Here is a 26013-nt window from a genome sequence, read left to right as displayed (position 1 = left end):
TCTAGTCCACTTCTCGGATTGTTGCCGCAACATACAAATCGGATCGGCGGATGATCGGGGCGCCACCCCGGGATCGGCGGGCGGGGGCGCGGGCCCGGTCCTACCGGGCGCGGGCCCGGTCGTACCGGACTCGGGGTCGGTCCTACCGGGAGACGGCGCCGGGCGCGCCGGGGCGCGGGGCCGGCCGCGCAGGGATGCGGTGGGCTGTGCGGGTCAGGAGAGGATCACGCTGCGCGTGAGGTTCCGCGGCCGGTCCGGGTCGCTGCCGCGCGCCTCCGCCAGGGCCACGGCGAGCCGCTGCGCGCGCACCAGGTCCGCCATGGGGTCGGCCGAGGCGTGCGCGTGCAGCGTGCCCCCCACCCGGGCGACGTCGGCCGCCAGCCCCTCCGGCAGGGCGCCGAACACCCACGCCACCCGGCCGGGACCGGTGATCGAGATCGGGCCGTGGCGGTACTCCATCGCCGGGTACGCCTCCGTCCAGGCGCCCGCCGCCTCCCGCATCTTCAGCCCGGCCTCCAGCGCCAGCCCGTACGTCCAGCCGCGCCCCAGGAACGTCCACTGCTCGGCCGCCAGCACGGCCTCCGGCAGGGGTTCCGTCACGGCCAGCTCCGCGTCGAGCGCGGCCAGCTCCACCGGTTTCACCCCCGGCACCGGGCCGAGCCCCGCGCGAAGGAACGCCAGCGCCGTCGTCGCGAACCGGGTCTGCACGACCGAGTCCTCGTCCGCCCAGTCCAGTACGGCCACCGCGTCGGCGGCGTCCACGACCGGCGTCGCCGCGTCGGCCGTCAGCGCCGCCGTGCGCGTCGCCCCGCGCACCCGCGCCAGCAGCTCCAGCACCTCCGTGGTCGTCCCGGACCGGGTGATCGCCACGATCCGGTCGTACGCCGCGGCCCGGCCGACGGGGAACTCGGACGCCGCGAACGCGTCCGTCTCGCCCTCCCCGGCCGCCTCGCGCAGCGCCGCGTAGGCGATGGCCATGAACCAGGAGGTGCCGCAGCCCGTCACGGCGACGCGCTCGCCCGGTCGCGGAAGCACATCCGGGGCCCCGCCGGCGGCCCGCGCGGCGCGGCGCCAGCAGCTCGGCTGGGTGGTGATCTCGGCGGCTGTACGGGACATGCGCGGGCTCCCACTGTCGTCGTCTGCGAACGCTCCGGAACGTACCCATCGGTAGGCGCGGGAGCGTCGGGCGTTGCGGAAGCGATACCAACGAACCCCGGTGGTTTAGACCTAGGTGTAGACCTCCTATATTGCCGTGAGGCGAATTCGCGTTCGACGTGGAGCAAAAGGTGGGTAAGGCAGTGCGCCGCTACAAGGGACTGACCGCGGCGATGGCCGCACTGACGATCACGGCGGGCCTGTCGGGATGCGGGGCGGACTCCGCCGGAGACGTCACCCTCAGGCTCGTCGCCGCCGACTACGGCAGCACCAGCGCCAACACGTCGCAGAAGTACTGGGACGAACTGGCCCGCGCGTACGAGAAGAAGACGCCCGGGGTGAAGATCGACGTGACCGTCCTGTCCTGGAAGGACGTCGACCGCGAGGTCGCCGAGATGGTGGACCGCGGCGAGGCGCCCGACATGGCGCAGATCGGCGCGTACGCCGACCACGCGCGCGCGGGCCGGCTCTACCCCGTCGACAACCTCCTCTCCGTCCCCACCCAGGCGAACTTCCTGCCGATGCTGCGGCAGGCCGGCGAGGTGGACCGCGCCCAGTACGGCATGCCGTTCGGCGCCAGCACCCGGATGCTCTTCTTCAACAAGCAGCTCTTCGAGAAGGCCGGCGCCACGCCGCCCGGCAGCTGGGGCGAGCTGCAGAAGGCGGCCCAGAAGCTCAAGGCCAAGGACGTGAAGTACCCCTACGCGCTGCCCCTCGGGCCCGAGGAGTCCCAGGCCGAGACGATGATGTGGCTGCTCAGCGGGGGCGGCGGCTACCGCGACACCACCGGCACCGCGTACCAGGTCGACTCCCCGGCGAACGTCGAGACCTTCGGCTGGCTGAAGAAGGAACTCGTCGGCAAGGGCCTCACCGGCCCCGTCGCCCCCGGCGAACTCGACCGGCAGGAGGCGTTCGACGCCTTCGTCCGCGGCGAGGTCGGCATGCTCAACGGCCACCCGACGCTGATGGAGACCGCCGAGAAGGCCGGCGTGGAGGTCGGCACCGTGCCGCTGCCCGGCGTCTCCGGGAAGTCCAAGGCGACGCTCGGCGTGGCCGACTGGATGATGGCCTTCAAGCAGAACGGCCACCGCAAGGAGATAGGCCACTTCCTGGACTTCGTGTACCAGGACAAGAACGTCACCGCCTTCTCCGACCGGTACGACCTGCTCCCCGTCACCGTCTCCGCGAGCGACGCCATGGAGGCCGACGAGCGGCACGCGGCGATGCGGCCGTTCCTGGAGCAGCTGGCGGGCTCGGAGCTGTACCCCGTCGGCGAGACCTCGTGGGCGCGGGTGAGCGAGAGCGTGAAGAAGAACATCGGCCGGGCCGTCGCTCCCGGCGGCGAGCCCCGCGCCGTCCTGGAGCAGATCGCCCGGGACGCCCGGTCGGCGGAGGCCGCGGCGTCGGCGCGGTAGCTTAAGTTGCTGATATGACCGAACGCCCCGCACTCGACGACCGCGCCCGCGCGGTCCTGGCCATGGAACGCCGCTCCTGGCCCGGGCCGGGCGCGAAGGAACGGGCGATCCGCGAGCAGTTGGACCTCTCGCCGGTCCGCTACTACCAGCTCCTGAACGCCCTCCTCGACGACGAGCGCGCCCTCGCGCACGACCCCGTCACGGTCAACCGCCTCCGCCGCCTGCGAGCCACCCGCGACACCCGCCGCTGACCCGCCCCCCCGCGCGGCCCCGGGGCCCGGCTACGGTCGGCTCCGCCGCGGCCGTGCGGCCGTGCCGCTCGGCGAGGTCCGGCACGGCCGGGGGTGTGACCGCCGGGAGGCGCCGGGGCCGGCGGCTCGTTCCCGCGGCCGGGGGTTCGACCTCGACGGGCTCTTCCGCGGCCGTGTGGCGTCCCGTCCGGCAGGGGCCCGCACGGCGCGGCGGATCCGGCCGCCGGGGGCGGAGGCGCCGGTCGCGAGGTGTGTGCGGGGGGCGTACGGGATAGGTACGCACACATGTCCAGTTACCCGGAAGACAGCCTTCCCGTGCCCGCCACGGCCGCCGGTCGCGAGGGCCTGGCCGCGATCCTGGCGCGGCCCCGCACCGCAGTCGTGGCCGTCGACTTCGACGGGACCCTCGCGCCGATCGTCGCCGACCCCGAGCAGGCCCGCGCCCACCCGGACGCCGTGCCCGCGCTCGCGGAGCTGGCCCCGCGGATCGGCTCCGTCGCGGTGGTCACCGGCCGGCCGGCCGGCGTCGCGGTCCGGTACGGCGGCTTCGCCGGGGTGCCGGGCCTGGACCGCCTCCTCGTCCTCGGCCACTACGGCGCCGAGCGCTGGGACGCCCGCACCGGCGAGGTCCGCGCCGCCCCCGAGCACCCGGGCGTCGCGGCGGTCCGCGCCGAACTGCCCGGCGTCCTGGAGCGGGCCGGCGCGTGGCCGGGCACGTGGATCGAGGAGAAGGGCCGCGCGGTCGCCGTCCACACCCGCCGCGCGACCGACCCGCAGGCGGCGTTCGACGCGCTGGTGGACCCCCTCGCCGACCTCGCCACCCGGCACGGACTCGTCGTCGAACCGGGCCGCATGGTCCTGGAGCTGCGTCCGCCCGGCATGGACAAGGGCGAGGCGCTCCTGGACCACGTGCGCGCCACGGGCGCCGGGGCGGTCCTGTACGCGGGGGACGACCTGGGCGACCTGCCGGCCTTCGCCGCGGTGGAGAAGCTCCGAGCCGAGGGCGTCCCCGGCCTGCTGGTGTGCAGCGGCAGCGACGAGGTGAGCACGCTCGCCGCCCGCGCCGACCTCACCCTCCCGGGCCCGGCCGCGGTGGTCGGCTTCCTCGCCTCCCTGGCGCGCGTCCTCCCGCGCTGACCGGCCCGCGCGCCGCACGCCGCACGGCCCCGGCGGGAGCCGGGGCCGTGCGGTGGGGGGATCGGCGTGGGGTCAGAGGGCGCGGAGGGCCTCCAGCTGGTCGAGGAACCAGCGCTGGGGCGGGAGGGCGGTGGCCGCGGCGGTGAGGCGCTTGGTGCGTTCGGCGCGTTCGGCGGCCGGCATGGAGAGCGCCTCGTGCAGGGCGCGGGCCGTGCCGGTGACGTCGTACGGGTTCACCGTCACCGCGTCGTCGCCCAGCTCCTCGTGGGCCCCCGCCTCGCGGGACAGGACCAGGGCGCAGCCCTCGTCGGAGACGACCGGGACCTCCTTGGCGACGAGGTTCATGCCGTCCCGGATGGGGTTGACCAGCGCCACGTCGGCGAGGCGGTACGCGGCGAGGGAGCGGGCGAAGTCGTCCTTCACGTGCAGCAGGACCGGGGTCCAGCCCTCCGTGCCGTACTCGGCGTTGATCTCCTCCGCCAGACGGGCGACCTCCGCGGTGTACTCGCGGTACACGGCGAGGTCCTGGCGGGAGGGGTAGGCGAAGGCGATGTGGACCACCCGCTCGCGCCACTCGGGATGCTCGGCCAGCAGCGCCCGGTAGGAGAGCAGGCCGCGGACGATGTTCTTCGACAGTTCGGTGCGGTCCACGCGGATGACCGTCTTGCGGTCCGTCCCGCCGATCTGCTCCCGCAGCGTCGCCATGCGGTCCTCGACGTCCGCCTCGCGCGAGCGGGCGCGCAGGAAGTCGGCGTCGGCGCCGAGGCCGTGCACGCCGATCCGGGTGCCGCCCGTACCGCCGACCAGGCGCTCGCAGCAGGCGGCGAAGGAGTCCGCCCAGCGGCGGGTGAGGAAGCCGAGCCGGTCCGCGCCGAGCATCCCGCGCAGCAGCTCGCCCGCGACGTCGTCGGGGAGCATGCCGAAGTACTCGGGCGGCGCCCACGGGGTGTGGGAGAAGTGCCCGATGCGCAGGTCGGAGCGGAGCTCGCGGAGCATGCCGGGGGCCAGCGCGAGGTGGTAGTCCTGGATGAGGACCGCCGCGCCCGGCGCCGCCTCCGCCGCGAGGGCCTCGGCGAACGCGCGGTTGTACGCCCGGTACGCCTCCCACCGGGCACGGAACTCCGCGTCGAAGACCGGCTCCAGGGGCGTCTGGTACAGCATGTGGTGCACGAACCACAGCACGGAGTTGGCGATGCCGTTGTAGGCGGCGGCGTGCGTCTCCGCGTCGATGTCCAGCATGCGGACGCCCGCCTCCGAGACGCCCCGGCGCACCGCCTCGCGGTCGCCGTCGCCCAGCGCGGCGCAGACCCACACCGCGCCCGCGTCGGGCCCGATCGCGGAGAGCCCGGAGACCAGGCCCCCGCCGCCGCGCCGTGCCTCCAGCCCGCCGTCCTCCCGCAGCGCGTAGCTGACCGGACCGCGATTCGATGCCACCAGGATGTCCGAGACCATGAGGCCAACCTAGCCCGCGCCGGAAACGCTCAAACGTGCGGAAACGAACCCGCCGGCGGCGTCAGGCCACCCGGCGCTTCCTCACGTACTCCGCCACCTCGACCATCGGCGGGCGCTCCTCCGTGTCCACCGGGTGGGTACGCGGGGCGAACCCCGCCTCCGTGCGTTCGAACTGCGTCAGCCGCGGCCGCACCAGGTGCCCGCGCGACAGCCGCAGCTGGGCGGTGCGGTAGATGGCCGCGGCCATCCGCCCCAGCGCCCGGTCGTCCTGGTGGCGGTGGAGGCGCACGCCCACGTCGACCTGCGCCAGCGCGTCCAGGCCCACCAGGTGCAGCGCGTCCACCAGCAGGGCCAGCTCCACTCCGTACCCGACCGGGAAGGGCAGCCGCTCCAGCAGCGAGCGGCGGGCCGCGTACTCCCCGCCGAGCGGCTGGACGAACCCGGCCAGCTGCGGCCAGTGCAGGTTCAGCAGCGGCCGCGCGACCAGCTCCGTCACCCGCCCGCCCTGACCGGCGGCCGGGCCGGAGCCGAGCGGCCGGTCGTACGTCGCCTTCACGAAGTCGACGTCCGGGTCGGTGAGCAGCGGCCCCACGATGCCGGTCACGAAGTCCGCGCGGAACTCGCGCAGGTCGGCGTCGACGAAGCACACCACGTCCCCGCCGGTCACCAGCAGGGAGCGCCACAGCACCTCGCCCTTGCCCGGGACGGCGGGTATCCGCGGCAGCACGTCGTCCCGCGCCACCACGCGCGCGCCGGCCGCCGCCGCGACCTGCGCGGTGCGGTCGGTGGAGCCGGAGTCCAGGACGACGAGCTCGTCGACGAGCGGCACGGCCGGCGTCATCAGCTCCCGCCGGATCACGGTGACGATCTCGCCGACCGTCGCCTCCTCGTCCAGCGCGGGCAGGACGACGCTCACGGTCGTGCCGCGGGCCTGCTTGGCGGCGAGCAGCCGGTCCACGGGCCGGTCGGCCACGGACCAGGACCGCCGGTCCAGCCAGCGCTCCACCTCTTCCAGCACGCGCGCCTCTCCTCGGGTCGTTCCATGACCGCAGGTGATCCATCTCGTAGGTCGGACGCCCCTCTCGGACACCGGCCCCTTCGGTTACAGTCTTGAACAACGCGTGAGACGCCCGCATGCCGGGGTCCCACGCTGACAACCACATACCGCTCATCCAGAGGGGCAGAGGGAAACGGCCCGATGAAGCCCCGGCAACCCTCCAGTCGGTCTCGCACGCGCACGTGCACGCGAGGTCCCCGGCTAGGGAAGGTGCCAAATCCGTCTCACGGCGAAAGACGCCAGTGAGAAAGATGAGGAGAAAGGGCCTCGCCTCCCATGGCTGTGCAGACCACCGCACCCACCAGCGCCACCTCCGTCGACCTCGGCCCCGCCGCCGGACTCTCCTGTCGCGAATGCGGTGAGCGCTTCGCGCTCGGCCCGATCTTCGCCTGCGAGTTCTGTTTCGGCCCCCTCGAAGTGGCCTACGACCTCCCCGCCGGCGACCCGGAGCAGCTGCGCAAGCGGATCGAGGCCGGCCCGGCCAACATCTGGCGCTACGCCCCCCTCCTGCCCGTCCCGGCCGACGTCGCCGACAAGCCGAACCTGAACCCCGGCTGGACGCCGCTCGTGCGGGCCGACAACCTCGCCCGCGAGCTGGGCGTCGAGCCCGGCAAGCTGTTCGTCAAGGACGACTCGGGCAACCCCACCCACTCCTTCAAGGACCGGGTGGTCGCCCAGGCCCTGGAGGCCGCCCGCGCCTTCGGCTTCACCACCCTGTCCTGCTCGTCCACCGGCAACCTCGCGGGCGCGGTGGGCGCCGCCGCCGCCCGCGCCGGCTTCCGCTCGTGCGTGTTCATCCCGCACGACCTGGAGCAGGGCAAGGTCGTCATGGCCGCCGTCTACGGCGGCGACCTGGTCGGCATCGAGGGCACGTACGACGACGTCAACCGGTTCTGCTCGGAGCTCATCGGCGACCCGCTCGGCGAGGGCTGGGGCTTCGTCAACGTCAACCTCCGGCCGTACTACGCCGAGGGCTCCAAGACCCTCGCGTACGAGATCTGCGAGCAGCTCGGGTGGCGGCTCCCCGACCAGCTGGTGATCCCGATCGCCTCCGGCTCGCAGCTCACGAAGATCGACAAGGGGCTGCAGGAGCTGATCCGGCTGGGCCTGGTCGAGGACCGGCCGTACAAGATCTTCGGCGCTCAGGCGGAGGGCTGCTCCCCGGTGTCGGCGGCCTTCAAGGCCGGCCACGACGTGGTGCGCCCGCAGAAGCCGAACACGATCGCCAAGTCGCTCGCCATCGGCAACCCGGCGGACGGCCCGTACGTCCTGGACATCGCCCGCCGCACCGGCGGCGCGGTGGAGGACGTCGACGACGCGCAGGTCGTCGACGCGATCAAGCTGCTGGCCCGCACCGAGGGCGTCTTCGCCGAGACGGCGGGCGGCGTGACGGTGGGCGTGGCGCGCAAGCTCGTCGAGCAGGGCCTCCTCGACCCGGCCCTCACCACCGTCGTCCTCAACACCGGCGACGGCCTCAAGACCCTGGACGCGGTCGCCCCGACGACCGGTCCGACCGCGACCATCCGCCCGAGCCTGGACGCGTTCCGGGACGCCGGCCTCGCCCACTGACCCCCCGGGAGACACGAAACATGAGCGTCAACGTCCGCATCCCCACCATCCTCCGCACCTACACGGGCGGCCGCGCCGAGGTCGAGGCCGAGGGCGCCACCCTCGCCGAGGTCATCGAGTCCCTGGAGAAGAACCACCCGGGCATCGCCGCGCGCGTCCTCGACGACCAGGGGCAGCTGCGCCGCTTCGTGAACGTCTACGTCAACGACGACGACGTCCGCTTCGAGGGCGGGCTCGCCACGTCGACCCCCGACGGCGCGGGCGTCTCGATCATTCCGGCGGTCGCGGGCGGCTGCTGAGTTCCCTCCGCTTTTCCCCGTTGCCCCCTCCGCCGTCAAAAGCGGAGGGGGCAATTCTGCATGGTTGAGCGCGGTAGAGTTGGGGAAGCCCCCGCCGCCGCCTGTGCCACGCGCATATGAGAACGCGTCCGGCCGCGACAAGATGTAGCCAAAGTAGCGTCGCTTCTTGCGAACTTTGTGCCGTTTGCCCGGCCCGACTTGCCCGGGGTTATGACCATTGCGGGCATGTTTTCCCTTCACCGGTGCTCGGATTTCTCGTCCGATTGACCTGTTGCAGAGGGCAGTTGGACAGATACATTCAGCCGCGGTCGACGCGTTCCGGCGCACGCTCAGGGGGCGTTCCCGGCTCGGAGAGCCAGGGTTCGGTCAGTGGGCGAGGTCTGACCCGGGTCCGCGAAGTGCGGTCCTGTGCAAGGGCCAGTAATAGGGGAGTTAGGCATGGCTCAGGGCACCGTCAAGTGGTTCAACGCGGAGAAGGGGTACGGCTTCATCGCGGTCGACGGTGGTGCGGATGTTTTCGTCCACTACAGCGCGATCCAGATGGATGGCTACCGCACCCTTGAGGAGGGCCAGCGGGTCGAGTTCGAGATCTCGCAGGGCCAGAAGGGTCCGCAGGCGGACATGGTCAAGATCGCCGTCTAGGTACGACGCGTCCGGCCAACGGCATTGCGACGGAGGGCCCGCACCCCGCTACCGGGGTGCGGGCCCTCCGCCCGTGTCCGGCCCTGGCCGCCTGTGTCGGGTTCGCTCCGCCTGTTTCCGGCTGGCTCCGCCCGTGTCGGCCCTCTCGGCCCGTCGCCCCGCCGTTCCGCCGTCCCACCCGGGACCGGCGCCCGGCGGTGGTCGGCGCCGGCGTGCCGCGGGGCTCGCGGGGGGCGGGACCTGCGGCGGGGGGCGGTCGCGCACCCGCGGGCGCGCGACCCCGCGCCCCCGCGCGCACGTACCGCAGGGGGTGCGCGAAGTGGTTCGCGGAGGGCGATCGCGGGCCCCGTTCCGGGGTGGGGCGCTTGCACTCTCCTAGGGCGAGTGCTAATCATTGGCGTTAGCACTCTGAAGGTGAGAGTGACAACCAAGGACCTCGTCGGTGAGGCTCGCAGGGCGCGTGGAGCAGGGAACCGCGCGGCGTACGGGCCGTCCGTCGCGGGCGCCAGCGCGGTCCGGAGCAATCCTTCCCCACGCTCTCAACTGCGTCGAGCAGGGGAGACCCCATCAGTCCGGGAGGACCACTTCACATGGCCAAGATCATCGCGTTCGACGAGGAGGCACGGCGCGGTCTCGAGCGCGGGATGAACCAGCTCGCCGACGCCGTCAAGGTCACCCTTGGTCCCAAGGGTCGCAACGTCGTCCTCGAGAAGAAGTGGGGCGCCCCCACGATCACCAACGACGGCGTGTCCATCGCCAAGGAGATCGAGCTCGAGGACCCGTACGAGAAGATCGGCGCCGAGCTGGTCAAGGAAGTCGCCAAGAAGACGGACGACGTCGCCGGTGACGGTACGACCACCGCGACCGTCCTCGCCCAGGCGCTCGTCCGCGAGGGGCTGCGCAACGTCGCCGCCGGCGCCAACCCGATGGCCCTCAAGCGCGGCATCGAGAAGGCCGTCGAGGCCGTCTCCGGCGCGCTGCTGGAGCAGGCGAAGGACGTGGAGACGAAGGAGCAGATCGCCTCCACCGCGTCCATCTCCGCCGCCGACACCCAGATCGGCGAGCTCATCGCCGAGGCGATGGACAAGGTCGGCAAGGAAGGCGTCATCACCGTCGAGGAGTCCAACACCTTCGGTCTCGAGCTCGAGCTCACCGAGGGCATGCGCTTCGACAAGGGCTACATCTCGGCGTACTTCGCGACCGACATGGAGCGCATGGAGGCCGTCCTCGAGGACCCGTACATCCTCATCGTCAACTCCAAGGTCTCCGCGGTGAAGGACCTCCTCCCGCTGCTGGAGAAGGTCATGCAGTCCGGCAAGCCGCTGCTGATCATCGCCGAGGACGTCGAGGGCGAGGCCCTGTCGACGCTGGTCGTCAACAAGATCCGCGGCACCTTCAAGTCCGTCGCCGTCAAGGCCCCGGGCTTCGGCGACCGCCGCAAGGCCATGCTCGGCGACATCGCCATCCTCACCGGTGGCCAGGTCATCTCCGAGGAGGTCGGCCTCAAGCTGGAGAACGCCGGTCTCGACCTCCTGGGCCGCGCCCGCAAGGTCGTCATCACCAAGGACGAGACGACGATCGTCGACGGCTCCGGTGACAGCGAGCAGGTCGCGGGCCGCGTGAACCAGATCCGCGCCGAGATCGAGAACTCCGACTCGGACTACGACCGCGAGAAGCTCCAGGAGCGCCTCGCGAAGCTGGCCGGCGGCGTGGCCGTCATCAAGGCCGGCGCCGCCACCGAGGTGGAGCTCAAGGAGCGCAAGCACCGCATCGAGGACGCGGTGCGCAACGCCAAGGCCGCCGTCGAGGAGGGCATCGTCGCCGGTGGTGGCGTGGCCCTGCTCCAGGCGTCCAGCGTCTTCGACAAGCTGGAGCTGGAGGGCGACGAGGCCACCGGTGCCGCCGCCGTCAAGGCCGCCCTGGAGGCCCCGCTCAAGCAGATCGCCGTCAACGCCGGCCTCGAGGGCGGTGTCGTGGTGGAGAAGGTGCGCAACCTGACCCCGGGCCACGGCCTGAACGCCGCGACCGGCGAGTACGTCGACCTGGTCGCCGAGGGCATCATCGACCCGGCCAAGGTGACGCGCTCCGCGCTGCAGAACGCCGCGTCGATCGCCGCGCTGTTCCTCACCACCGAGGCCGTCATCGCCGACAAGCCGGAGAAGGCCGCCGCGCCGGCCGGCGGCGGCATGCCGGGCGGTGACATGGACTTCTGATCCCGCGCGGATCGGACCCGTCCTGACCGACGAAGGGCGGCACCCTCTCCGGGGGGTGCCGCCCTCCGTCGTACCCGCGCCCCCCCCCGCCCTCCGTCGTACCTACGCCCGCCCCGCCCTCCGCCCGCGGCGCCCGGCCTGCCCTCCGCCCGCGGCGCCCGGCCCGCCTTCCGCCCGCGGCGCCCGGCCCGCCCCTCCAGCCCCCTCCGCGCCTCTCCTCCGCCCCTCGGTCCGGGCCCCTCTGGGCAGGGATGTTCAGGCGTTCGAATGCGGACCGCGTGTCTGGATCTTGCCGGTTATGCTCACGGGGCGCTTTTTCCGAGCGTCGGGGAACCGGCCGTGACCAGGCCGGTCCCGCTCGATGAGGGGATGGAACGTGTACGGATCAGGGGGGAAGCGGGGACGCGCGCTACGCGCGCTGTGCGTCGGCACGCTCTCCATGGCACTGGCCGCGGGGACCGTGGGCGCGGCCCCGGCCTTCGCGGACGAGCCGGGCGCGGGGGGTACCGCGACAGTGGAGGGCAGTCCGCTCCCGGACACCGACCGCGGCCGGGTCGTGGAACTGTGGAAGACCGGCGGGCCCGGCGTGAAGGCCGCCGCCGAGGCCGCGCTGATGGGGACCGACGCCGACGTGCGGCGCTTCCTCGACAGCGAGAAGAGCGTCACGGAGCTGCACGACGACCGTGTGACGGCCCTTCAGATGATCTCGCTGGGTGGCAAGGGCGTCCGTGAGGCGGCGCAGGCCGCGCTCGACAAGTCGCCCCAGGACCTCGACGCCTTCCTCCGGACCGGCTGGCAGAAGCCGCTGGAGGACGACCAGCGCGTCGAGGTCGCCCGGCTGATGAACGAGGGCGGCCGCGGTGTCCGCGAGGCCGGCCAGACCGCGCTCGCCGGCACCATCGAGGACGTACGCCAGTTCCTCGACTACACCCAGCACAGCGCGCGCGAGGCCGACGACCGCGTGAAGCTGATGCAGATCATGGCCTCCGGCGGCGCCGCCACGAAGGCGGCCGCGTCGCTCGCCATGGAGGGCTCCGTCCACGACGTCCGGGAGTTCCTGGAGGTCGGACAGCACGTGGCGCGCGCCCGCGACCAGGAGCGCGCCTCCGTCGCCCAGCTCGCCGCGCAGGCCAAGGCCGCCGGCGAGCAGGCCAAGCGGGAGACGGAGGCCGCGAAGGAGGCGTCCGCCCGCGCCGTCGCCGCCTCGAAGCTCGCCAAGGAGGCGGCGCTGAAGGCTGCGGCGGAGACCGAGGCCGCCCGCAAGGACTCCAAGCGCGCCGCGAACGCCGCCAACCGGGCCGCGACCGCCGCCCGCGGCGCCGCCGCCGCCGCGCAGCAGGCCATCAGCGCGGCCCGCGCCGCGAACGCCTCCGCCCGCGTCGCCGCCGCGGCCGCCTCGCAGGCCGCCTCGGCCGCCGCCGCGGCCGCGCAGGCCGCCTCGCGCGCCCGGGGCGCCGCCGCGGCCGCCGCCACCGACGCGGGGGAGGCGTCCGCCGCCCGCAAGGCCGCCGAGGAGGCCCGCACCGCCGCGAAGGGCGCGAAGCTCGCCTCCGAGGCCGCCTTCCAGGCGGGTGTCGCCGCGCTCGCCGCCGGTGACGCCGCCAAGGCCGCCGCGAGCGCCGGCGCCAACGCCGACGCCGCCGCGAACGCCGCCTCCCAGGCGAGCGGCCACGCCGACGCGGCCGGGGCGCACTCCGCCAAGGCCGCGGCCGCCGCCGCCACGGCCCGCCGCCACGCCGCCGAGGCGACGCGCGCCGCGAACGCCGCCGAGAGCCTGGCCCGCGAGTCCGCGGCCGCCGCCTTCGAGGCGCGGGACGCCGCCAACGACGCCGCCGCGCACGCCGAGAAGGCCGCGGCGGCCGCCGAGGAGGCCGCCAAGCACGCCGGTGACGCGACGAAGGCCGCCAAGGAGTCCACGGCGCACGCCGCCGAGGCGAAGAAGGCCGCCGACGTCGCCACCAACGCCGTGGTGAAGGCGCGCAAGATCTACGACCTGGCGCGCAAGTCGGAGCAGGAGGACCTGGAGACCCGCACGACGGCCGCCGTCGAACGGGCCCGGGACCTGAAGGCCGCCGACGACGAGCGCCGCAAGGCGCAGACCGACCGGAGCGCCGAGGCGGCGAGGCTCACCGCCGAGGCCGACCGGCTGGCCGCCGAGGCAGCGCAGCCGGGCACGGACCCGGCGGCGGTCGCCGCCAAGGGCCGCGCCGTCGCCGTCGCCACGATGAAGTACAGCGGCCCGTGGGCCACCGCCTCCGCCCAGGCGGCGCTGGCCGGTTCGGACGCCGCCGTCGTGGACTACGTCCGCACCGGCCGCGACCAGGCCGCCGAGATGGACGAGGTGGTGCGTGTCGAGCGCCTCGCCGACGAGGCCGAGTCGCCGGCCGTCCGCGCCGCCGCCCTCGACACCCTCGGCGGTGACGCGGCGAAGGTCCACGCGTTCCTCGCCACCGGGCAGCACGAGGCCGCGGCGGACGACTACCGGGTACGCGTCATCTCGATCAGCGACGACGCGGGCAAGGGCGTCAACGCCGCCGCGCAGGCCGCGCTGAACGACGGCTCGTCGGAGAAGCTCCGCTCCTTCATCACCACCGGCCAGTACGCGGCCCGCACCGAGGACGACCGCGTCCAGGCCGCGACGCTGCTCGACACCGGCGGCCCGGAGGTGAAGGCCGCCGCGCGGATCGCCCTGGAGGGCCCGCCGCAGCTGCTGCACCACTTCGTCGCGGTCGGCCAGTACAAGGCCAAGCGCAAGGACCAGCTCGCCGCGACCCACACGGCCGCCGTCCGGCAGCTGATCGCGCAGGCCGCCGTCTCCGCCGCGACGGCCCAGCAGCAGGCCGCGGAGGCGGCCCGGGTCGCCGCCCTCGCCCGCAAGGCCGCCGCCGAGGCCAACGACTGGGCGAAGAAGGCGAAGAACTCCGCCGACGAGGCCAAGAAGCACGCCGACGACGCCCGCAAGTCGGCCGACGCCGCGCAGAAGTCCGCCAACGAGGCCGCCGCGTCCGCCAAGGTCGCGCGCGCCGCCGAGGCCGAAGCGAAGGAGGCGGCCCGCGAGGCCACCGCCTCCGCGGCCCGCGCCGCCGAGTCCGCGGCGTCCGCCCGCTACTCCGCCGACGACGCCTGGGCCTCCGCCAACGCGGCGCGCGCCTCGGCGACCGCCGCCGGCAAGGACGCCGAGGCCGCCGACAAGGCGCAGAAGGAGGCGTACGCCGCCTTCATCGTCCTGCGCAAGCAGGAGGAGGCCGCGAAGCGGCGCGCCGAGGCGGAGGAGCGCCGGCGCATCAACGAGATGAAGGACAACGCCGCCATCATCGCCGCGGCCAACGCGGAGGCCGAGGGCAGCGACGGCTGGGACATCCTGTCGGAGACCGGCCACTTCCTCCTCGACGTCGGCGGTCTGGTCCCCGGCATCGGCGAGGCCGCCGACGGCGCCAACTGCGCCTGGTACGGCGCCGAGGGCGACGCGCTGAACGCCGGCCTGTCCTGCGGCTCGGCCATTCCGATCGCCGGGTACGGCGCCTCCGCCGTCAAGTTCGGCAAGTGGGGCGACAAGGCCGTCGACTTCTTCAAGGGCCTCTTCGGCAAGGGCAGCCCGCCCCCGTGCAAGGTGCCCAACAGCTTCACCGCCACCACGCGGGTCGCGAAGGCCGACGGCACCAGCGCCCCCATCAGCGCCATCCGTGTCGGCGACCGGGTCGTCGCCACCGACCCCGCCAGCGGCCGCACGGACGCCCGCGAAGTCGAGGACGTCATCGTCGGCCACGGCCGCAAGACCCTGGTCCGGCTGACCGTCGACACCGACGGCGACCGCGGCGACGCCACGGGAACCGTCACCGCCACCGGCAACCACCCGTTCTGGGCGGTCGACCGGCAGGCGTGGGTCGACGCCGGTGACCTCCGTCCCGGCGCGGACCTGCGCACCCCGGACGGCACCACCGTCGAGGTGGTCGGCACGCGCACGTGGACCGAGGCGGAGACGGTGTACAACCTGTCCGTCAAGGGCCTGCGCACCTACTACGCGTTCGCCGGCGACGCGCCGCTGCTCGTCCACAACTGCGGCAACCTGAACAAGGACTACAACATCGCCGGCGGCCACGCCAAGGACCACGTGGGCCTCGACGACCAGGCCCTCAAGGACCGCGCGCCGACGCTCAAGGGCGGCAAGGCGTCCAGCCTCGACCCGGCCACGGCGCAGCAGAGCATCGACGCCGTGATCGCCAACGTCGACCTCACCAAGTGGGCCGCGAAGAACGCGCGCGGCGCCGAGAGGATCATCAAGAAGAAGTTCGACAAGCCGATCGGACGGGTCGCCGACAAGGACGGCAACGTCAAGGACGCGTACACGCTCGAACTCCTCATCCGGCGCGTCGACAAGGGCGAGGGCGGCCACAAGGGAACGTGGGTCGTCCACACCCTGATGGCCAGCTAGTCACCCGGCGGGCGGCCCCGGGGACGCTCCCGGGGCCGCCCGCCACCCGAGAAACGGAAGGCCGCATGGCACACGACGAGATCCTGGAGTTCCTCCAAGAGCTTGACCGCCTTCACGACCGGCTGCGCGGACACACGAGCGAACTGCTCCTCCACGGCGCCGCCCTCGGCGACCACCGCGAGCTCTCCCACGAGCTGCTCACCGACCGCCGCGAGGACGGCTCGGTCGAGGTGTCGCTGCTGCACCGCTTCGTGGTGGGGATCACGCCCGACTACGCGCTGACCCACGAGGTCGACCTCGTCGCGCGGCTCACCGTCTCCACCCCCCACAGCTCCGCCCGCGTCGCCGTCGACGCCTACCTCGACCACCCCGTCGCCGATCTCCCGGAGGGTCCGTCCGTCCTCTGGGAGCGGCAGGTCGACGGGGTCGGCCTGGGGGAGGCGCTGCGTTTCCTCGGCGCCGCGGTGGAGGAGCTCCGCGGCCTGGAGAACCCCTTCGGGCCGCTCGCGGACCGGGACAGGACCTAGCGCCGGGCGAGGCGCCCCGCGCTCGGGAGCGTCCGCCCCCGCCCCCCCCCGACCGTCCGCCTTTCCGTATCCCAACCGATTGGAACCCTTTCGTGTTCGGTAGATCCCACCGACCCGCCTGGATGACAGGCGTCCTCACCGCCGGTGTCGCCACCGGCCTGCTCGGCACGGCCATACCCGCGAACGCGGTGGTCGGCGCCGCCGTCACCGACGCCTCGTACGCGTTCACCGCGAACCTGCAGATCGGCGAGGGCGAGCAGACGCGCGCCTGCTCCGGCGCGCTGATCGACGCCTCGTGGGTGCTGACCGCCGCCGCCTGCTTCGCGGCCGACCCGCTGGCGGGCGGTGACGTCAAGGTCGGCAAGCCCGCGCTGAAGACGGTCGCCACCATCGGCCGCAACGACCTGGCGGGGACGGGCGGTCACGTCAGCGAGGTCGTCGAGGTCATCCCGCGCGAGGCCGGCGGTTCGGCCCTGGTGCGCCTGGCCACCCCGGCGACCGGCATCACCCCGGTGCCGGTGGCCACCACGCCGGCGGCCGCGGGCCAGACCCTGAAGTCGGCCGGCTTCGGCCGGACGAAGACCGAGTGGCGGCCGGACCGGCTGCACGCGGCGACCTTCGGCGTGGACTCCGTCGACGCCCGTACCCTCGCCCTGACCGGCGCCACCGCGAACGACGCGGTCTGCGCCGGCGACACCGGCGGCCCGGTCCTGCGGCAGCGTTCCGGCGGCGGTGTCGAGCTGGTCGGCGTCAATACCCGCTCGTGGCAGGGCGGCTGCTTCGGCATGCCGGAGACGGAGACCCGCACCGGCGCGTTCGCCGCCCGCGTCGACGGCTTCGCCTTCCGCTCCCAGCTCGCCGCCGGACAGCGCCTGCGGTCGGGTGACGTCCTCGTCTCGGCGACGTCCCGGCTGACGATGCAGGCCGACGGCGACCTCGTCGTCTCCGGCCGCGCCGGGAACGTCCTGTGGTCGACCGGTACGGGCGGCAACCCGGGCGCCACCGCCGTCCTCGGCGCGGACGGCAACCTCGTCGTGCGCGACGCCGCGGACACCGCCACCCTGTGGCAGTCGGGCACCAGCGCCGCCGGCGGCTCCCTGGTCGTCCAGGACCGCGGCAACGTCGTCGTCCGCACCTCCGCCGGCGCCACCGTGTGGTCCAGCGGCACCGCGATCCGGGGCGACCTCGACGTCGACGGGCGCAGCGACATGACGGCCTGGTACGACTTCGCGGAGGGCACGGACGCCACGTACACCTTCGGCGGCGGGGAGGACGGCCGGATCGGCGCGTTCACCAAGACGTACGCGTCGAAGCCGAACGAGTGGCGCGCCGAGTACCAGAAGCGCGTCACGGGCGACTTCACCGGTGACGGCCGCACCGACCTCGCCTTCGTCGAGGGCTACTCCGACACCAGCGTCAAGATGTTCCTGGCGACCGGCAAGGCGGACGGCACCTTCGCCCAGCCCGTGCAGGTGTGGGCGGTCGTCGCCGGCCACGGCACCTTCCACTACAGCAACATGACCCCGCAGGCCGGTGACTTCAACGGCGACGGCCGCGACGACATCGCGCTGTGGAACGTCGACAAGACGACCGGCGTCACGAAGATCCACACCTTCGCCGCCAACGCCACGGGCGGCTTCGACCGCATGGTCGAGTCGACGTGGTCCGCTCCGTCCGGCACCTGGACCCGCGCCCGCGCGAAGTTCGTCACCGGTGACTTCGACGGGAACGGCCGCGACGAGCTCGGCGTCTTCTACGGCCAGGGCGACAACTCCATCAAGCAGTACGTCTTCCCGACCACGGCCGCCGGTGTCTTCACCGCCCCGCAGGTCTGGTGGACCGGCCCGGCCGCCACCACGTACGACTGGAACAAGGCCCAGCCGCACGTCGGCGACTTCGACGGCGACCGCCTGGACGACCTGATGTTCTGGTACGACAACGGCAAGGTCACCGGCAACACGCTGCTGTCGACGAAGACCGCCTTCGGCCCGACGGTGAAGCTGTCGCTCAGCGGCGACCTCGACACCTCCGCCCTCCAGCTGGTCGTCGGCGACTACAACGGCGACGGCCGTGACGACCTGGGCGCCATGTACCACTACGCCTCGACCGGCGTCGTGAAGATGTGGACCTGGACGGCGAGGCCGGACGCCGGCTTCAACGGCGCCCTGCTCGGCTGGGAGTCGAAGCCGAACAGCTTCCTCTACGCGCAGACGCGCTTCGTGAAGCCGTACAGCGGCTGATCCACCGCACAGGCGGGGCCGGCAGGCCGGTACGGGGTTCCCGTACCGGCCTGCCGCGCGTTCCGGGCGCGTTCCCCCGCGCGGGCAGAACTCTGCGTGACCGCAGCGGCGGAGGACTTCCGGGGCGGGCTCGGCGCAACTGCCGTTAGCCAGATGGGGTTGTCGGTGCGCCGACTCCGTTCAGGGTGCCGGGACTTTGACCACGCTGTGTATGGAATGCGAGTACTCGGCGTATGGAGGTGCGTGGCATGAAGGAGCGGCTTCGGGCGGCGGAGGAGGCGGTGGCGACGTTGCGGGACGAGCTGCGCGAGGTGGGGGTGGTCCTGCCGTCGCTGCGGGTCGACCTGGTGACGGTGGCGAACGAGGTGTCCCACCCGCTCATCGAACTGGGCCGGTGCAACCTCGACACGGCGGTCCGCCTGGCGGGCGCGCTGCGGGGGGCGCGCAAGTGAGTCCGGCGGACGGGGCGCTGCCGGCGCTGGGGGCGTCGCCGGCGGCCGGGCCCAGTGGGCGCGGGGCGAGCGGGGTCGGGGCGAGCGGGGTCGGGTCGTACGCGGTCGATACGCGCGACGGGCGGGTGGGCCAGGTGATGGGGCACGTCGGCGGGTACGTCCAACTCCGCCCGGCGGGGGGCGGACGCGAGTGGGACTGCCCTCCGGACACGGCCGCCCCGGCACCGCCGGACGTGGTCCTGCGCGCTCGGGTGCGGGCCATGAACCGGGAGAGCGCGCTGATCGGCACGGCTTCCCTCAGTCCGCGCCCGGGACGGGGAAGTAGCGGGTGAAGGGATCGGTGCTGACGCCTGCCACATCTCCGAACGGCATCGACAGCTGGTGGATCAGGTAGCCGAGGAAGACGGTCAGGGCGACCATGCCCATGGTCATGACCAGTTGGCTCAGGCTGCGTCCGACGCCGAAGAAGAACAGGATCCAGACGGAGAGGACCGCCCCGACGATCAGCCCGACCGAGAGCACCGGTGACAGGGTGTCCTGGGCGCTCGCCTCGCGGGTGCGGCGGGCCTCGTCGACGGTGCCGAGCTGGGCGAGCACCTCCACCGCGTTGACCTGCTGGGCCGCGGTGGCGTCCGCCGGGGCGGCGGCGTCGGCGTGCAGCCGGCGCAGCAGGTCCCAGCCGGTGTCGCCGAGGTCCTCGTGCCGGTTCATCAGCGGCCACTCCACGCGTACGACGTGCTCGGCGTACTGCTGGGTGAGGCCCTCGACGCGCCGGCGCTGCTCGGGCGGCAGCCCCTCGGCGAGGACGGTGACCTGGTGGAGGGCGCCCGCCTCCTCGGCGGTGCTGCTGCCGGCCTCGGCGCGCAGGTCCCAGACGGAGACGAGGGCCAGGCCGAGCAGCATCGCGTAGAGGAGCGCGATCATCATCGACATGTACTCGGCGGCGGTCTCGCCGCTCTCCTCCTCGCCCTCGCCGTCCCGGGCGCCGGGCCTGTAGCGGTGCCAGGCGATCACCACGCCGGCGGCGAGCAGGGCGCCGAAAAGCCCGAGGAGGAGGGCTTCGATGACGGGGTTCATCCAGGGCGCCCTTCGGTCAGAGGCGGCGGGCCGCGAAGACGACCACGACGGCCGCGGGCAGGAGCAGGAGCAGGAGGTAGAGGGCCGGGGGGAGCCCGGAGTCTCCGTCGCCGGAGGCGGACCGGGCCCGCGCGGACAGCAGGTGCCCGAGGTCCGGCGGCTGCGCGGAGGGGCGCTGCGGGCGGGCGGGGGTACGGGGCGCGGCGGGGTCACGGCCGGTGACCCCGGGCGCGGTACCGGGCGCGGTGCCCGGCGCGGTGCCGGGGGCGACGCCCGCGCCGGCACCGGCGCCCGCGCCCGCACCCGCACCCGCTCCCGCTCCGGCGCCCGCACCCGCTCCGGCACCTGCCCCGGCGCCCGCTCCAGCACCCGCTGCCGCACCGGCACCGGCACCGGCTGCCGCGCCGGCGCCCGCCGCCGCACCGGCACCGGCACCTGCCGCCGCACCGGCACCGGCACCGGCACCCGCCGCCGCACCGGCACCGGCTGCTGCACCGGCACCGGCTGCCGCGCCGGCGCCCGCCGCCGCACCGGCACCGGCTGCCGCGCCGGCACCCGCCGCCGCACCAGCACCGGCCGCACCGGCGGCCGCGCCCGGCACCGCGCCGGCCGCAGCGGCTGCCGCCGCCGCCGCTGCCGCCGCTGCCGCTGCCGCCGTCCCGGGGGCCGCCGCGCCTGGCACCGCGCCGGGAGCAGTGCCCGGTACCGCACGGCCCGGCGCTGCGGGGGCACCCGGAATTCCTGGCGGGGGCGCTCCGGGGACGGCCGGCGCTCCGGGTGCTCCAGGAGCCTCGGGCGCTCCGGGAACACCCGGCACTGCCGGCGATCCGGGGGCACCCGGTACTCCCGGGACTCCCGGTGCTCCCGGTGCTCCCGGAGCCGGCGGCACCGGGGCGGGGCGGGGCGGGGGCGGCGGGGGCGGCGGCGGAATGGTGAACGGTGACAGCGGCGCGCGGGCCAGCAGTGGCGGCGGCCCCACCAGCCCGCCGCGCGGACCGAGCGTCGACAGCCGGTCGCCGGCCCGCGCCTCGACGGCCGTGTGGTAGGTGCCGGGGCGCAGGCCCGTCAGGTGGACGAGGCAGGAGGCGCGGCCCCCGGCGGGGAGCACCGTCGGGGGTGCCGGGCGGCCCGCGCAGTCGAGGCGCGCCCCCGGCGGCATGACGGGGTCGGTGAGCCGCAGCCCGTACACGGGCCGGTTGCCGGGGTTGGCGACGGCGTACTGGATGACCGCGCTGTCGCCGACCACCGCGCGCACCGCCCCGGCGACGGCCAGGCCCCCGGCCACCCCGGTGTACCCGGCGGTGGCGGTGGCGGTGGGACGCAGCCCGATGGAGGGGACCACGGCGCGGGCCGTGACGTTCGCGGTGTGCCGGCCGGGCGCGGCGGGGACCCGCGAGGTGCACACGACGCTGGTCATGCCGCGCATCCAGAAGCCGGGGCCGCCCGGGCAGCGCAGGGCGGCGCCGGGCGCCGCCGGGTCGGTGACGGTGACGCGGTGCAGGTCGGCGCCGGAGCGGTTGGTGAGGGTGTACCGCTTGACGACGGGGTGGCCGACGCGGATGCCGGGGTGCTCGGCGCCGCGGCCCGGCCGGCCGTTGACGGTGACGGAGAGCCGCAGCGCCCCCGTGCCGCCGGCTCCGTCGGCGGCGGCCCGGGGGGCGGTGTGCGCCGACAGGAGCAGTGCGACCAGGACCAGGGGCAGCGAACCGACGAGGAGCGTCCGCCTGACCGTCATACGGGCCCTCCTTCCGCCGGACTGCCGCCGCCACCGCTGGGGCGCGCCCCGGTCAGCGTCCGCCGGGGCGGGGGCGCGGCGACACCCGGACTGGGCCGGCCGTGCGCGAAAGCACCGCGATGGCCGAAGCCCGCTGGTGGCCGTGCGGGGGTGCGCCGACGCTGGCGGGTGAGGCACCGACCGCCGATCCTGAGGAGACCGCACCATGCGCATGCTGCTGCACGCCACGATGGACACGTCGATGGGCAATGAAGCCGTCCGCGAGGGACGCGTCGGCGACGTGGTCCGCCGGATGACGGACCGGCTGCGGCCGGAGGCGGTGTACTTCACGTCCCACGCGGGACGGCGCAGCTGCTACATGGTCTTCGACATGCAGGACTCCGCCCAGCTCCCGGTGATCAGCGAGCCGCTCTTCCAGGAGCTGGGCGCGGAGATCGAGATCCGCCCCTGCATGAACATCGAGGACCTCCAGCGGGGCCTGGGCGACCTGTCCGGCTGACCGGCCCCCGCCTGCCCCCGGCCCCGCCCCACCCGTGACGACAGAATGCACCGCCACCCTGACCAGCCCGACCCGCGTCCTCGTCCTCAACACCGGGCGTCCGGGGCCGGGTCCGCGCCGTCACCAGGCGAACGCCTCCGGGGAGGGCCCGGGGCCGGGGAAGATCTCGTCCAGCCCGGTGAGCACCTCTTCGTCGAGCTCCAGCTCCAGGGCGCGCAGCGCGCTGTCCAGCTGCTCCGGTGTGCGCGGGCCGACGATCGGGCCGGTGACGCCGGGCCGGGTCAGCAGCCAGGCGAGGGCCACCTCCCCGGGGGCCAGGCCGTGCTTGTCCAGCAGGTCCTCGTACGCCTGGACCTGGGCGCGTACGGAGGAGACGGCCAGGGCGTCGGCGGACCGGCCCGAGGCGCGCCGGCCGCCCTCGACCTCCTTGCGGAGCACCCCGCCCAGCAGGCCGCCGTGCAGCGGCGACCACGGGATGACGCCGAGTCCGTACTCCCGCGCGGCCGGGACGACCTCCATCTCGGCGCGCCGCTCGGCGAGGTTGTACAGGCACTGCTCGCTGACCAGGCCGAGCATGCCGCGGCGGGCGGCGGTCTCGTTCGCCTGGGCGATCTTGTAGCCGGGGAAGTTGGAGGAGCCCGCGTAGAGGATCTTGCCCTGCTGGACGAGGACGTCGACGGCCTGCCAGATCTCCTCGAAGGGGGTGCGGCGGTCGACGTGGTGGAACTGGTACAGGTCGATGTGGTCGGTGCGGAGCCGCTTGAGGCTGGCGTCGACGGCTCGCCGGATGTTCACGGCCGACAGCCGGTCGTGGTTGGGCCACGTCTCGCCGTCGGGGGACATGGATCCGTAGACCTTGGTGGCGAGGACCGTCTTCTCGCGCCGGCCGCCGCCCTGGGCGAACCACGAGCCGAGGATCTCCTCGGTGCGGCCCTTGTTCTCGCCCCATCCGTAGACGTTGGCGGTGTCCACGAAGTTCAGGCCCGCGTCGAGCGCGGCGTCCAGGATGGCGTGGCTGGTGGGTTCGTCCGTCTGCGGTCCGAAGTTCATCGTGCCGAGGACGAGTCGGCTGACCTTGAGTCCGGTGCGTCCGAGCTGCGTGTACTTCATGGGGCACAAGCCAACTGCCTGGAGTCCGCTCCAGGCAAGACCGGTCGGCGAGGCCCCCGTCCGGCCCGGCGGCGGGCGCGGGGCGGGACGGGGCACGGCGGGGCGAGGGGCGGGGCCGGGCGGGTCGGCCGGGGGCCGCCGGGGCTACTGGCCGCCGAGCGACGCCACCGCGATGATCGCGAACATCAGGACGAGCACGACGGCCATGATCCGGTTTCGGGTCTTCGGTTCCACCCCTCGAGGTTAACCGGCGCTCAGCGGGTGCCGCCCAGCGGCCACGCCCCGACCGTCTCGTACCGGGGCCCCTCGCCGGGCACCCCGGAGACGGGGAGGTCGCTGCGGACGAGGGCGAGCTCGGTGACCTCCCAACGCGAGCCCTTGAAGTGTTCGAGCTCCGCCACGAAGGGCCGCAGGTCGGTGTCCTCGCGGCTGCGGGCCAGGGTGAGGTGGGCCTGGTAGCGGCGGTGCTCCTCCATCGCCACCCCGGCCCGCCGCGCCGCCGCGTCCGCGCGCTCGGCGAGGAGCCGCAGGTCGTCCAGGCCGCCCGCGGCGCCCGCCCACAGGGCGCGGCGGGCGAACCGCCCGCCGCCGTGCACCCGCAGCGGGAAGGACGGGGTGCGGTGCGCGGCGCGGGCGAGGCGCTCGGTCAGCTCGGGGAGCCGGGCCTCCTCCACCTCGCCCATGAACGCGAGCGTGTAGTGCCAGCCGGCCCGGTCCGTCCAGCGCAGTCCGCCGGCGTCCGGCAGGGTCCGCAACCGGTCGACGAGCGCGGCCAGTTCACCGACCGCCGCGGGGGGCGGCAGCACGGCAGCGAAAAGCCTCATGGGGCGAGTCTGTCACGCGGTGGCGGCGAGGTGACCGGCTCGTTCACGCCCTTCGCGGGGCACGACGTGGACGTGCGGGTGGCGCACCAGGCGGCCGCGCCGCAGCTCGACGCGGACTCGCAGCCCGGCCGCGCGGGAGAGCGCGAACCCGATCAGTGCGGCCGCTGCCAGCGAGACGACGCCGCCCGTCGCGAAGCCGACGCGGGCGCCGTAGGTGTCGGTGACCCAGCCCACGAGGGGCGCGCCCAGCGGGGTGCCGCCGGCGAACACCATCATGTACAGGCTCATCACGCGGCCCCGCATGGCCGGGTCGGTGGCGAGCTGGACGAACGAGTTCGCCGTGACGTTCACCGTCAGGCCGAACATCCCGATGGGGACGAGCAGCAGCATGAACATCCAGAAGCTGGGCGTCACCGCGGCCGTCACCTCCAGGACGCCGAAGACCACGGCGGCCCCGACCAGCATGCGCAGCCGGGACGTGCCGCGCCGGGCGGAGAGGAGCGCGCCGGCGAGGGAGCCGACCGCCATCAGGGTGTTCATCAGGCCGTACGTGCCGGGGCCGACGTGGAACACGCCGTCCGCGAAGGCGGTGAGCCAGATCGGGAAGTTGAAGCCGAAGGTGCCGACGAAGCCGACGAGCGCGATCGGCCAGATCAGCTCCGGCCGCCCGGCGACGTACCGCAGCCCCTCGCGGAGCTGGCCCTTGCCGCGCGGGACGCGGGCCACCGGGTGGAGTTCGGCGGTGCGCATCAGCAGCAGGGCGGTGAGCGGGGCGAGGAACGACAGGCCGTTGACCAGGAACGCCCAGCCGCTGCCGACGGACGCGATGAGCAGACCGGCGACGGCGGGGCCGACGAGGCGGGCGGACTGGAAGTTGGCCGAGTTGAGGCTGACGGCGTTGCGCAGGTGGGCGGGGCCGACCATCTCGGAGACGAAGGACTGCCGGGTCGGGTTGTCGACGACCGTGACCATGCCGAGGAGGAAGGCGACCAGGTAGACGTGCCACACCTGGACGTGCCCGGAGAGGGTCAGCGCCGCGAGGGTGAGCCCGCACAGGCCGAGGGCCGCCTGGCTGAGCAGGAGCAGCCGCCGCTTCGGGTACCGGTCGGCGATGACGCCGCCGTACAGGCCGAAGAGGAGCATGGGCAGGAACTGCAGGGCGGTGGTGATGCCGACGGCGGCGGCGGAGCCGGTGAGGCTCAGCACCAGCCAGTCCTGGGTGATGCGCGCCATCCAGGTCCCCGTGTTGGAGACGATGGCGCCGGTGAAGAAGAGGCGGTAGTTCCGCACCCGGAGGGAGGAGAACGTGCCGCCGGAGCGGGGTGCGCGGGGTGCGCGGGTGGTGTCGTGGTCGGGGTTGTGTCCGGGGGCGGAGTGTTCTCCGGTTCCCGTCCTCAAAAGGGGTCGCCTCCTCTGTTCGGTCGTCCTACAGGTGCGCGAGCTTCTCCAGGACCGGGGCGGCGGCGCGCAGCCGGGCCCACTCGTCCTCGTCCAGCCCCTCCGCGAGCGAGGCCAGCCAGGCGTTCCGCTTGCGGCGGGACTCCTCCAGCATGGCCTGGGCCCGCTCGGTCCGCGTGACCACCTTCTGCCGGCGGTCGTCCGGGTGCGGCTCCAGCCGGACCAGTCCCTTGCCCTCCAGCAGGGCGACGATGCGGGTCATCGACGGCGGCTGCACGTGCTCCCTGCGGGCCAGCTCCCCGGGGGTGGCCGAGCCGCAGCGGGCGAGGGTGCCCAGCACCGACATCTCGGTGGGGCTCAGCGACTCGTCGACGCGCTGGTGCTTCAGGCGTCGCGACAGCCGCATGACGGAGGAGCGGAGCGCGTTCACGGCGGCGGCGTCGGCCTCGTTGCCGGGTCCGCCGCTGGACAGGTCAGGCATCTCTTTAGGGTAACTCATTACCCTGTCTAAAGACCAGTCGGATTATCT

The 26013-nt window shown here is 74.1% G+C and carries 21 protein-coding genes and 1 riboswitch; of the genes, 12 read left to right on the top strand and 9 right to left on the bottom strand.

The window, feature by feature from the left end; translation table 11 throughout:
• Nucleotides 1–213: 213 nt before the first annotated feature.
• Entirely contained in the window at nucleotides 214–1116 is a 903-nt protein-coding gene (locus LPA54_RS05465; RefSeq protein WP_228974315.1) for an SIS domain-containing protein, read from the bottom strand.
• Nucleotides 1117–1286: 170 nt separating this feature from the next.
• Between LPA54_RS05465 and LPA54_RS05460 the strand changes: the two genes are divergently transcribed.
• The 3 genes from LPA54_RS05460 to otsB all read left to right on the top strand — a co-directional run bounded on the left by LPA54_RS05460 (nucleotide 1287) and on the right by otsB (nucleotide 3958).
• Nucleotides 1287–2570, top strand: a complete 1284-nt coding sequence (locus LPA54_RS05460; protein WP_228974313.1) for an extracellular solute-binding protein — start codon at nucleotides 1287–1289, stop codon at nucleotides 2568–2570.
• A gap of 14 nt (nucleotides 2571–2584) precedes the next feature.
• Nucleotides 2585–2821 (top strand): DUF3263 domain-containing protein, encoded by a 237-nt coding sequence (locus LPA54_RS05455; RefSeq protein WP_228974312.1) that lies wholly within the window; start codon nucleotides 2585–2587, stop codon nucleotides 2819–2821.
• 285 nt (nucleotides 2822–3106) lie between these two features.
• Nucleotides 3107–3958: a trehalose-phosphatase gene (gene otsB / locus LPA54_RS05450; RefSeq protein WP_228974310.1), complete on the top strand. Its 852-nt coding sequence runs from the start codon at nucleotides 3107–3109 to the stop codon at nucleotides 3956–3958.
• Nucleotides 3959–4030: 72 nt separating this feature from the next.
• Here the strand turns inward: otsB and LPA54_RS05445 are convergent, their stop codons facing one another.
• Nucleotides 4031–5410 carry a trehalose-6-phosphate synthase gene (locus tag LPA54_RS05445; protein WP_228974307.1) on the bottom strand — a complete coding sequence of 460 codons (1380 nt, stop codon included), beginning with the start codon at nucleotides 5408–5410 and terminating at the stop codon, nucleotides 4031–4033.
• Nucleotides 5411–5471: 61 nt separating this feature from the next.
• Complete coding sequence (locus LPA54_RS05440; protein WP_228974305.1) at nucleotides 5472–6428, bottom strand: glucosyl-3-phosphoglycerate synthase; 957 nt, start codon at nucleotides 6426–6428, stop codon at nucleotides 5472–5474.
• A gap of 147 nt (nucleotides 6429–6575) precedes the next feature.
• Nucleotides 6576–6725: riboswitch (SAM riboswitch) on the top strand.
• Nucleotides 6726–6743: 18 nt separating this feature from the next.
• Here LPA54_RS05440 and thrC point away from each other — a divergent pair.
• From thrC to LPA54_RS05400, 8 genes are all read left to right on the top strand, one after another.
• A complete protein-coding gene (gene thrC / locus LPA54_RS05435; protein ID WP_228974302.1) occupies nucleotides 6744–8036 on the top strand; it encodes a threonine synthase in 1293 nt (430 codons plus the stop codon).
• Between the two features lie 20 nt (nucleotides 8037–8056).
• Nucleotides 8057–8335, top strand: a complete 279-nt coding sequence (locus LPA54_RS05430) for a MoaD/ThiS family protein (protein WP_228974297.1) — start codon at nucleotides 8057–8059, stop codon at nucleotides 8333–8335.
• 438 nt (nucleotides 8336–8773) lie between these two features.
• Entirely contained in the window at nucleotides 8774–8977 is a 204-nt protein-coding gene (locus tag LPA54_RS05425) for a cold-shock protein (RefSeq protein ID WP_010474007.1), read from the top strand.
• A 590-nt stretch (nucleotides 8978–9567) separates the two neighbouring features.
• Complete coding sequence (gene groL, locus LPA54_RS05420) at nucleotides 9568–11190, top strand: chaperonin GroEL (RefSeq protein ID WP_228974295.1); 1623 nt, start codon at nucleotides 9568–9570, stop codon at nucleotides 11188–11190.
• 439 nt (nucleotides 11191–11629) lie between these two features.
• Entirely contained in the window at nucleotides 11630–15622 is a 3993-nt protein-coding gene (locus tag LPA54_RS05415; protein WP_228974293.1) for a polymorphic toxin-type HINT domain-containing protein, read from the top strand.
• Nucleotides 15623–15687: 65 nt separating this feature from the next.
• Nucleotides 15688–16149 carry a hypothetical protein gene (locus tag LPA54_RS05410; protein ID WP_228974291.1) on the top strand — a complete coding sequence of 154 codons (462 nt, stop codon included), beginning with the start codon at nucleotides 15688–15690 and terminating at the stop codon, nucleotides 16147–16149.
• A gap of 122 nt (nucleotides 16150–16271) precedes the next feature.
• Nucleotides 16272–18389: a trypsin-like serine protease gene (locus LPA54_RS05405; RefSeq protein ID WP_228974289.1), complete on the top strand. Its 2118-nt coding sequence runs from the start codon at nucleotides 16272–16274 to the stop codon at nucleotides 18387–18389.
• 248 nt (nucleotides 18390–18637) lie between these two features.
• Entirely contained in the window at nucleotides 18638–18841 is a 204-nt protein-coding gene (locus LPA54_RS05400) for a hypothetical protein (protein WP_228974288.1), read from the top strand.
• A 297-nt stretch (nucleotides 18842–19138) separates the two neighbouring features.
• Here LPA54_RS05400 and LPA54_RS05395 read toward each other — a convergent pair whose 3' ends face one another.
• On the bottom strand, nucleotides 19139–19918 hold the full coding sequence (locus LPA54_RS05395) for a DUF4239 domain-containing protein (RefSeq protein ID WP_228974285.1): 780 nt from the start codon (nucleotides 19916–19918) through the stop codon (nucleotides 19139–19141).
• Nucleotides 19919–19934: 16 nt separating this feature from the next.
• Entirely contained in the window at nucleotides 19935–21653 is a 1719-nt protein-coding gene (locus tag LPA54_RS05390; protein WP_228974403.1) for a hypothetical protein, read from the bottom strand.
• 205 nt (nucleotides 21654–21858) lie between these two features.
• Here LPA54_RS05390 and LPA54_RS05385 point away from each other — a divergent pair, with 205 nt between their 5' ends.
• Nucleotides 21859–22152, top strand: coding sequence for a DUF3303 family protein (locus LPA54_RS05385; RefSeq protein WP_228974283.1), 294 nt, complete (start codon nucleotides 21859–21861; stop codon nucleotides 22150–22152).
• 120 nt (nucleotides 22153–22272) lie between these two features.
• Here the strand turns inward: LPA54_RS05385 and LPA54_RS05380 are convergent, their stop codons facing one another.
• The 4 genes from LPA54_RS05380 to LPA54_RS05365 all read right to left on the bottom strand — a co-directional run bounded on the left by LPA54_RS05380 (nucleotide 22273) and on the right by LPA54_RS05365 (nucleotide 25965).
• The gene (locus LPA54_RS05380; RefSeq protein ID WP_228974281.1) at nucleotides 22273–23262 is read right to left on the bottom strand and encodes an aldo/keto reductase; all 990 of its coding nucleotides are present in this window, start codon (nucleotides 23260–23262) and stop codon (nucleotides 22273–22275) included.
• 254 nt (nucleotides 23263–23516) lie between these two features.
• Entirely contained in the window at nucleotides 23517–24086 is a 570-nt protein-coding gene (gene thpR, locus LPA54_RS05375; protein WP_228974279.1) for an RNA 2',3'-cyclic phosphodiesterase, read from the bottom strand.
• A gap of 12 nt (nucleotides 24087–24098) precedes the next feature.
• Complete coding sequence (locus LPA54_RS05370; protein ID WP_228974277.1) at nucleotides 24099–25484, bottom strand: MFS transporter; 1386 nt, start codon at nucleotides 25482–25484, stop codon at nucleotides 24099–24101.
• Between the two features lie 28 nt (nucleotides 25485–25512).
• On the bottom strand, nucleotides 25513–25965 hold the full coding sequence (locus tag LPA54_RS05365) for a MarR family winged helix-turn-helix transcriptional regulator (RefSeq protein WP_228974276.1): 453 nt from the start codon (nucleotides 25963–25965) through the stop codon (nucleotides 25513–25515).
• Nucleotides 25966–26013 lie beyond the last annotated feature (48 nt).

The sequence above is a fragment of the Streptomyces sp. DH12 genome, from assembly GCF_020873895.1.
Classification (GTDB): Bacteria; Actinomycetota; Actinomycetes; order Streptomycetales; family Streptomycetaceae; genus Streptomyces.
This window is presented reverse-complemented; position numbering and strand designations above follow the sequence as displayed.

What these genes read in the sequence shown, in the direction of transcription:
- LPA54_RS05465 (WP_228974315.1), bottom strand. Translation starts at nt 1,116, where the DNA reads ATGTCCCGTACAGCCGCCGAGATCACCACCCAGCCGAGCTGCTGGCGC.
- LPA54_RS05455 (WP_228974312.1), top strand. Translation starts at nt 2,585, where the DNA reads ATGACCGAACGCCCCGCACTCGACGACCGCGCCCGCGCGGTCCTGGCC.
- otsB (WP_228974310.1), top strand. Translation starts at nt 3,107, where the DNA reads ATGTCCAGTTACCCGGAAGACAGCCTTCCCGTGCCCGCCACGGCCGCC.
- LPA54_RS05445 (WP_228974307.1), bottom strand. Translation starts at nt 5,410, where the DNA reads ATGGTCTCGGACATCCTGGTGGCATCGAATCGCGGTCCGGTCAGCTAC.
- thrC (WP_228974302.1), top strand. Translation starts at nt 6,744, where the DNA reads ATGGCTGTGCAGACCACCGCACCCACCAGCGCCACCTCCGTCGACCTC.
- LPA54_RS05430 (WP_228974297.1), top strand. Translation starts at nt 8,057, where the DNA reads ATGAGCGTCAACGTCCGCATCCCCACCATCCTCCGCACCTACACGGGC.
- LPA54_RS05425 (WP_010474007.1), top strand. Translation starts at nt 8,774, where the DNA reads ATGGCTCAGGGCACCGTCAAGTGGTTCAACGCGGAGAAGGGGTACGGC.
- groL (WP_228974295.1), top strand. Translation starts at nt 9,568, where the DNA reads ATGGCCAAGATCATCGCGTTCGACGAGGAGGCACGGCGCGGTCTCGAG.
- LPA54_RS05415 (WP_228974293.1), top strand. Translation starts at nt 11,630, where the DNA reads ATGGCACTGGCCGCGGGGACCGTGGGCGCGGCCCCGGCCTTCGCGGAC.
- LPA54_RS05410 (WP_228974291.1), top strand. Translation starts at nt 15,688, where the DNA reads ATGGCACACGACGAGATCCTGGAGTTCCTCCAAGAGCTTGACCGCCTT.
- LPA54_RS05405 (WP_228974289.1), top strand. Translation starts at nt 16,272, where the DNA reads ATGACAGGCGTCCTCACCGCCGGTGTCGCCACCGGCCTGCTCGGCACG.
- LPA54_RS05400 (WP_228974288.1), top strand. Translation starts at nt 18,638, where the DNA reads ATGAAGGAGCGGCTTCGGGCGGCGGAGGAGGCGGTGGCGACGTTGCGG.
- LPA54_RS05395 (WP_228974285.1), bottom strand. Translation starts at nt 19,918, where the DNA reads ATGAACCCCGTCATCGAAGCCCTCCTCCTCGGGCTTTTCGGCGCCCTG.
- LPA54_RS05390 (WP_228974403.1), bottom strand. Translation starts at nt 21,653, where the DNA reads ATGACGGTCAGGCGGACGCTCCTCGTCGGTTCGCTGCCCCTGGTCCTG.
- LPA54_RS05385 (WP_228974283.1), top strand. Translation starts at nt 21,859, where the DNA reads ATGCGCATGCTGCTGCACGCCACGATGGACACGTCGATGGGCAATGAA.
- LPA54_RS05380 (WP_228974281.1), bottom strand. Translation starts at nt 23,262, where the DNA reads ATGAAGTACACGCAGCTCGGACGCACCGGACTCAAGGTCAGCCGACTC.
- thpR (WP_228974279.1), bottom strand. Translation starts at nt 24,086, where the DNA reads ATGAGGCTTTTCGCTGCCGTGCTGCCGCCCCCCGCGGCGGTCGGTGAA.
- LPA54_RS05365 (WP_228974276.1), bottom strand. Translation starts at nt 25,965, where the DNA reads ATGCCTGACCTGTCCAGCGGCGGACCCGGCAACGAGGCCGACGCCGCC.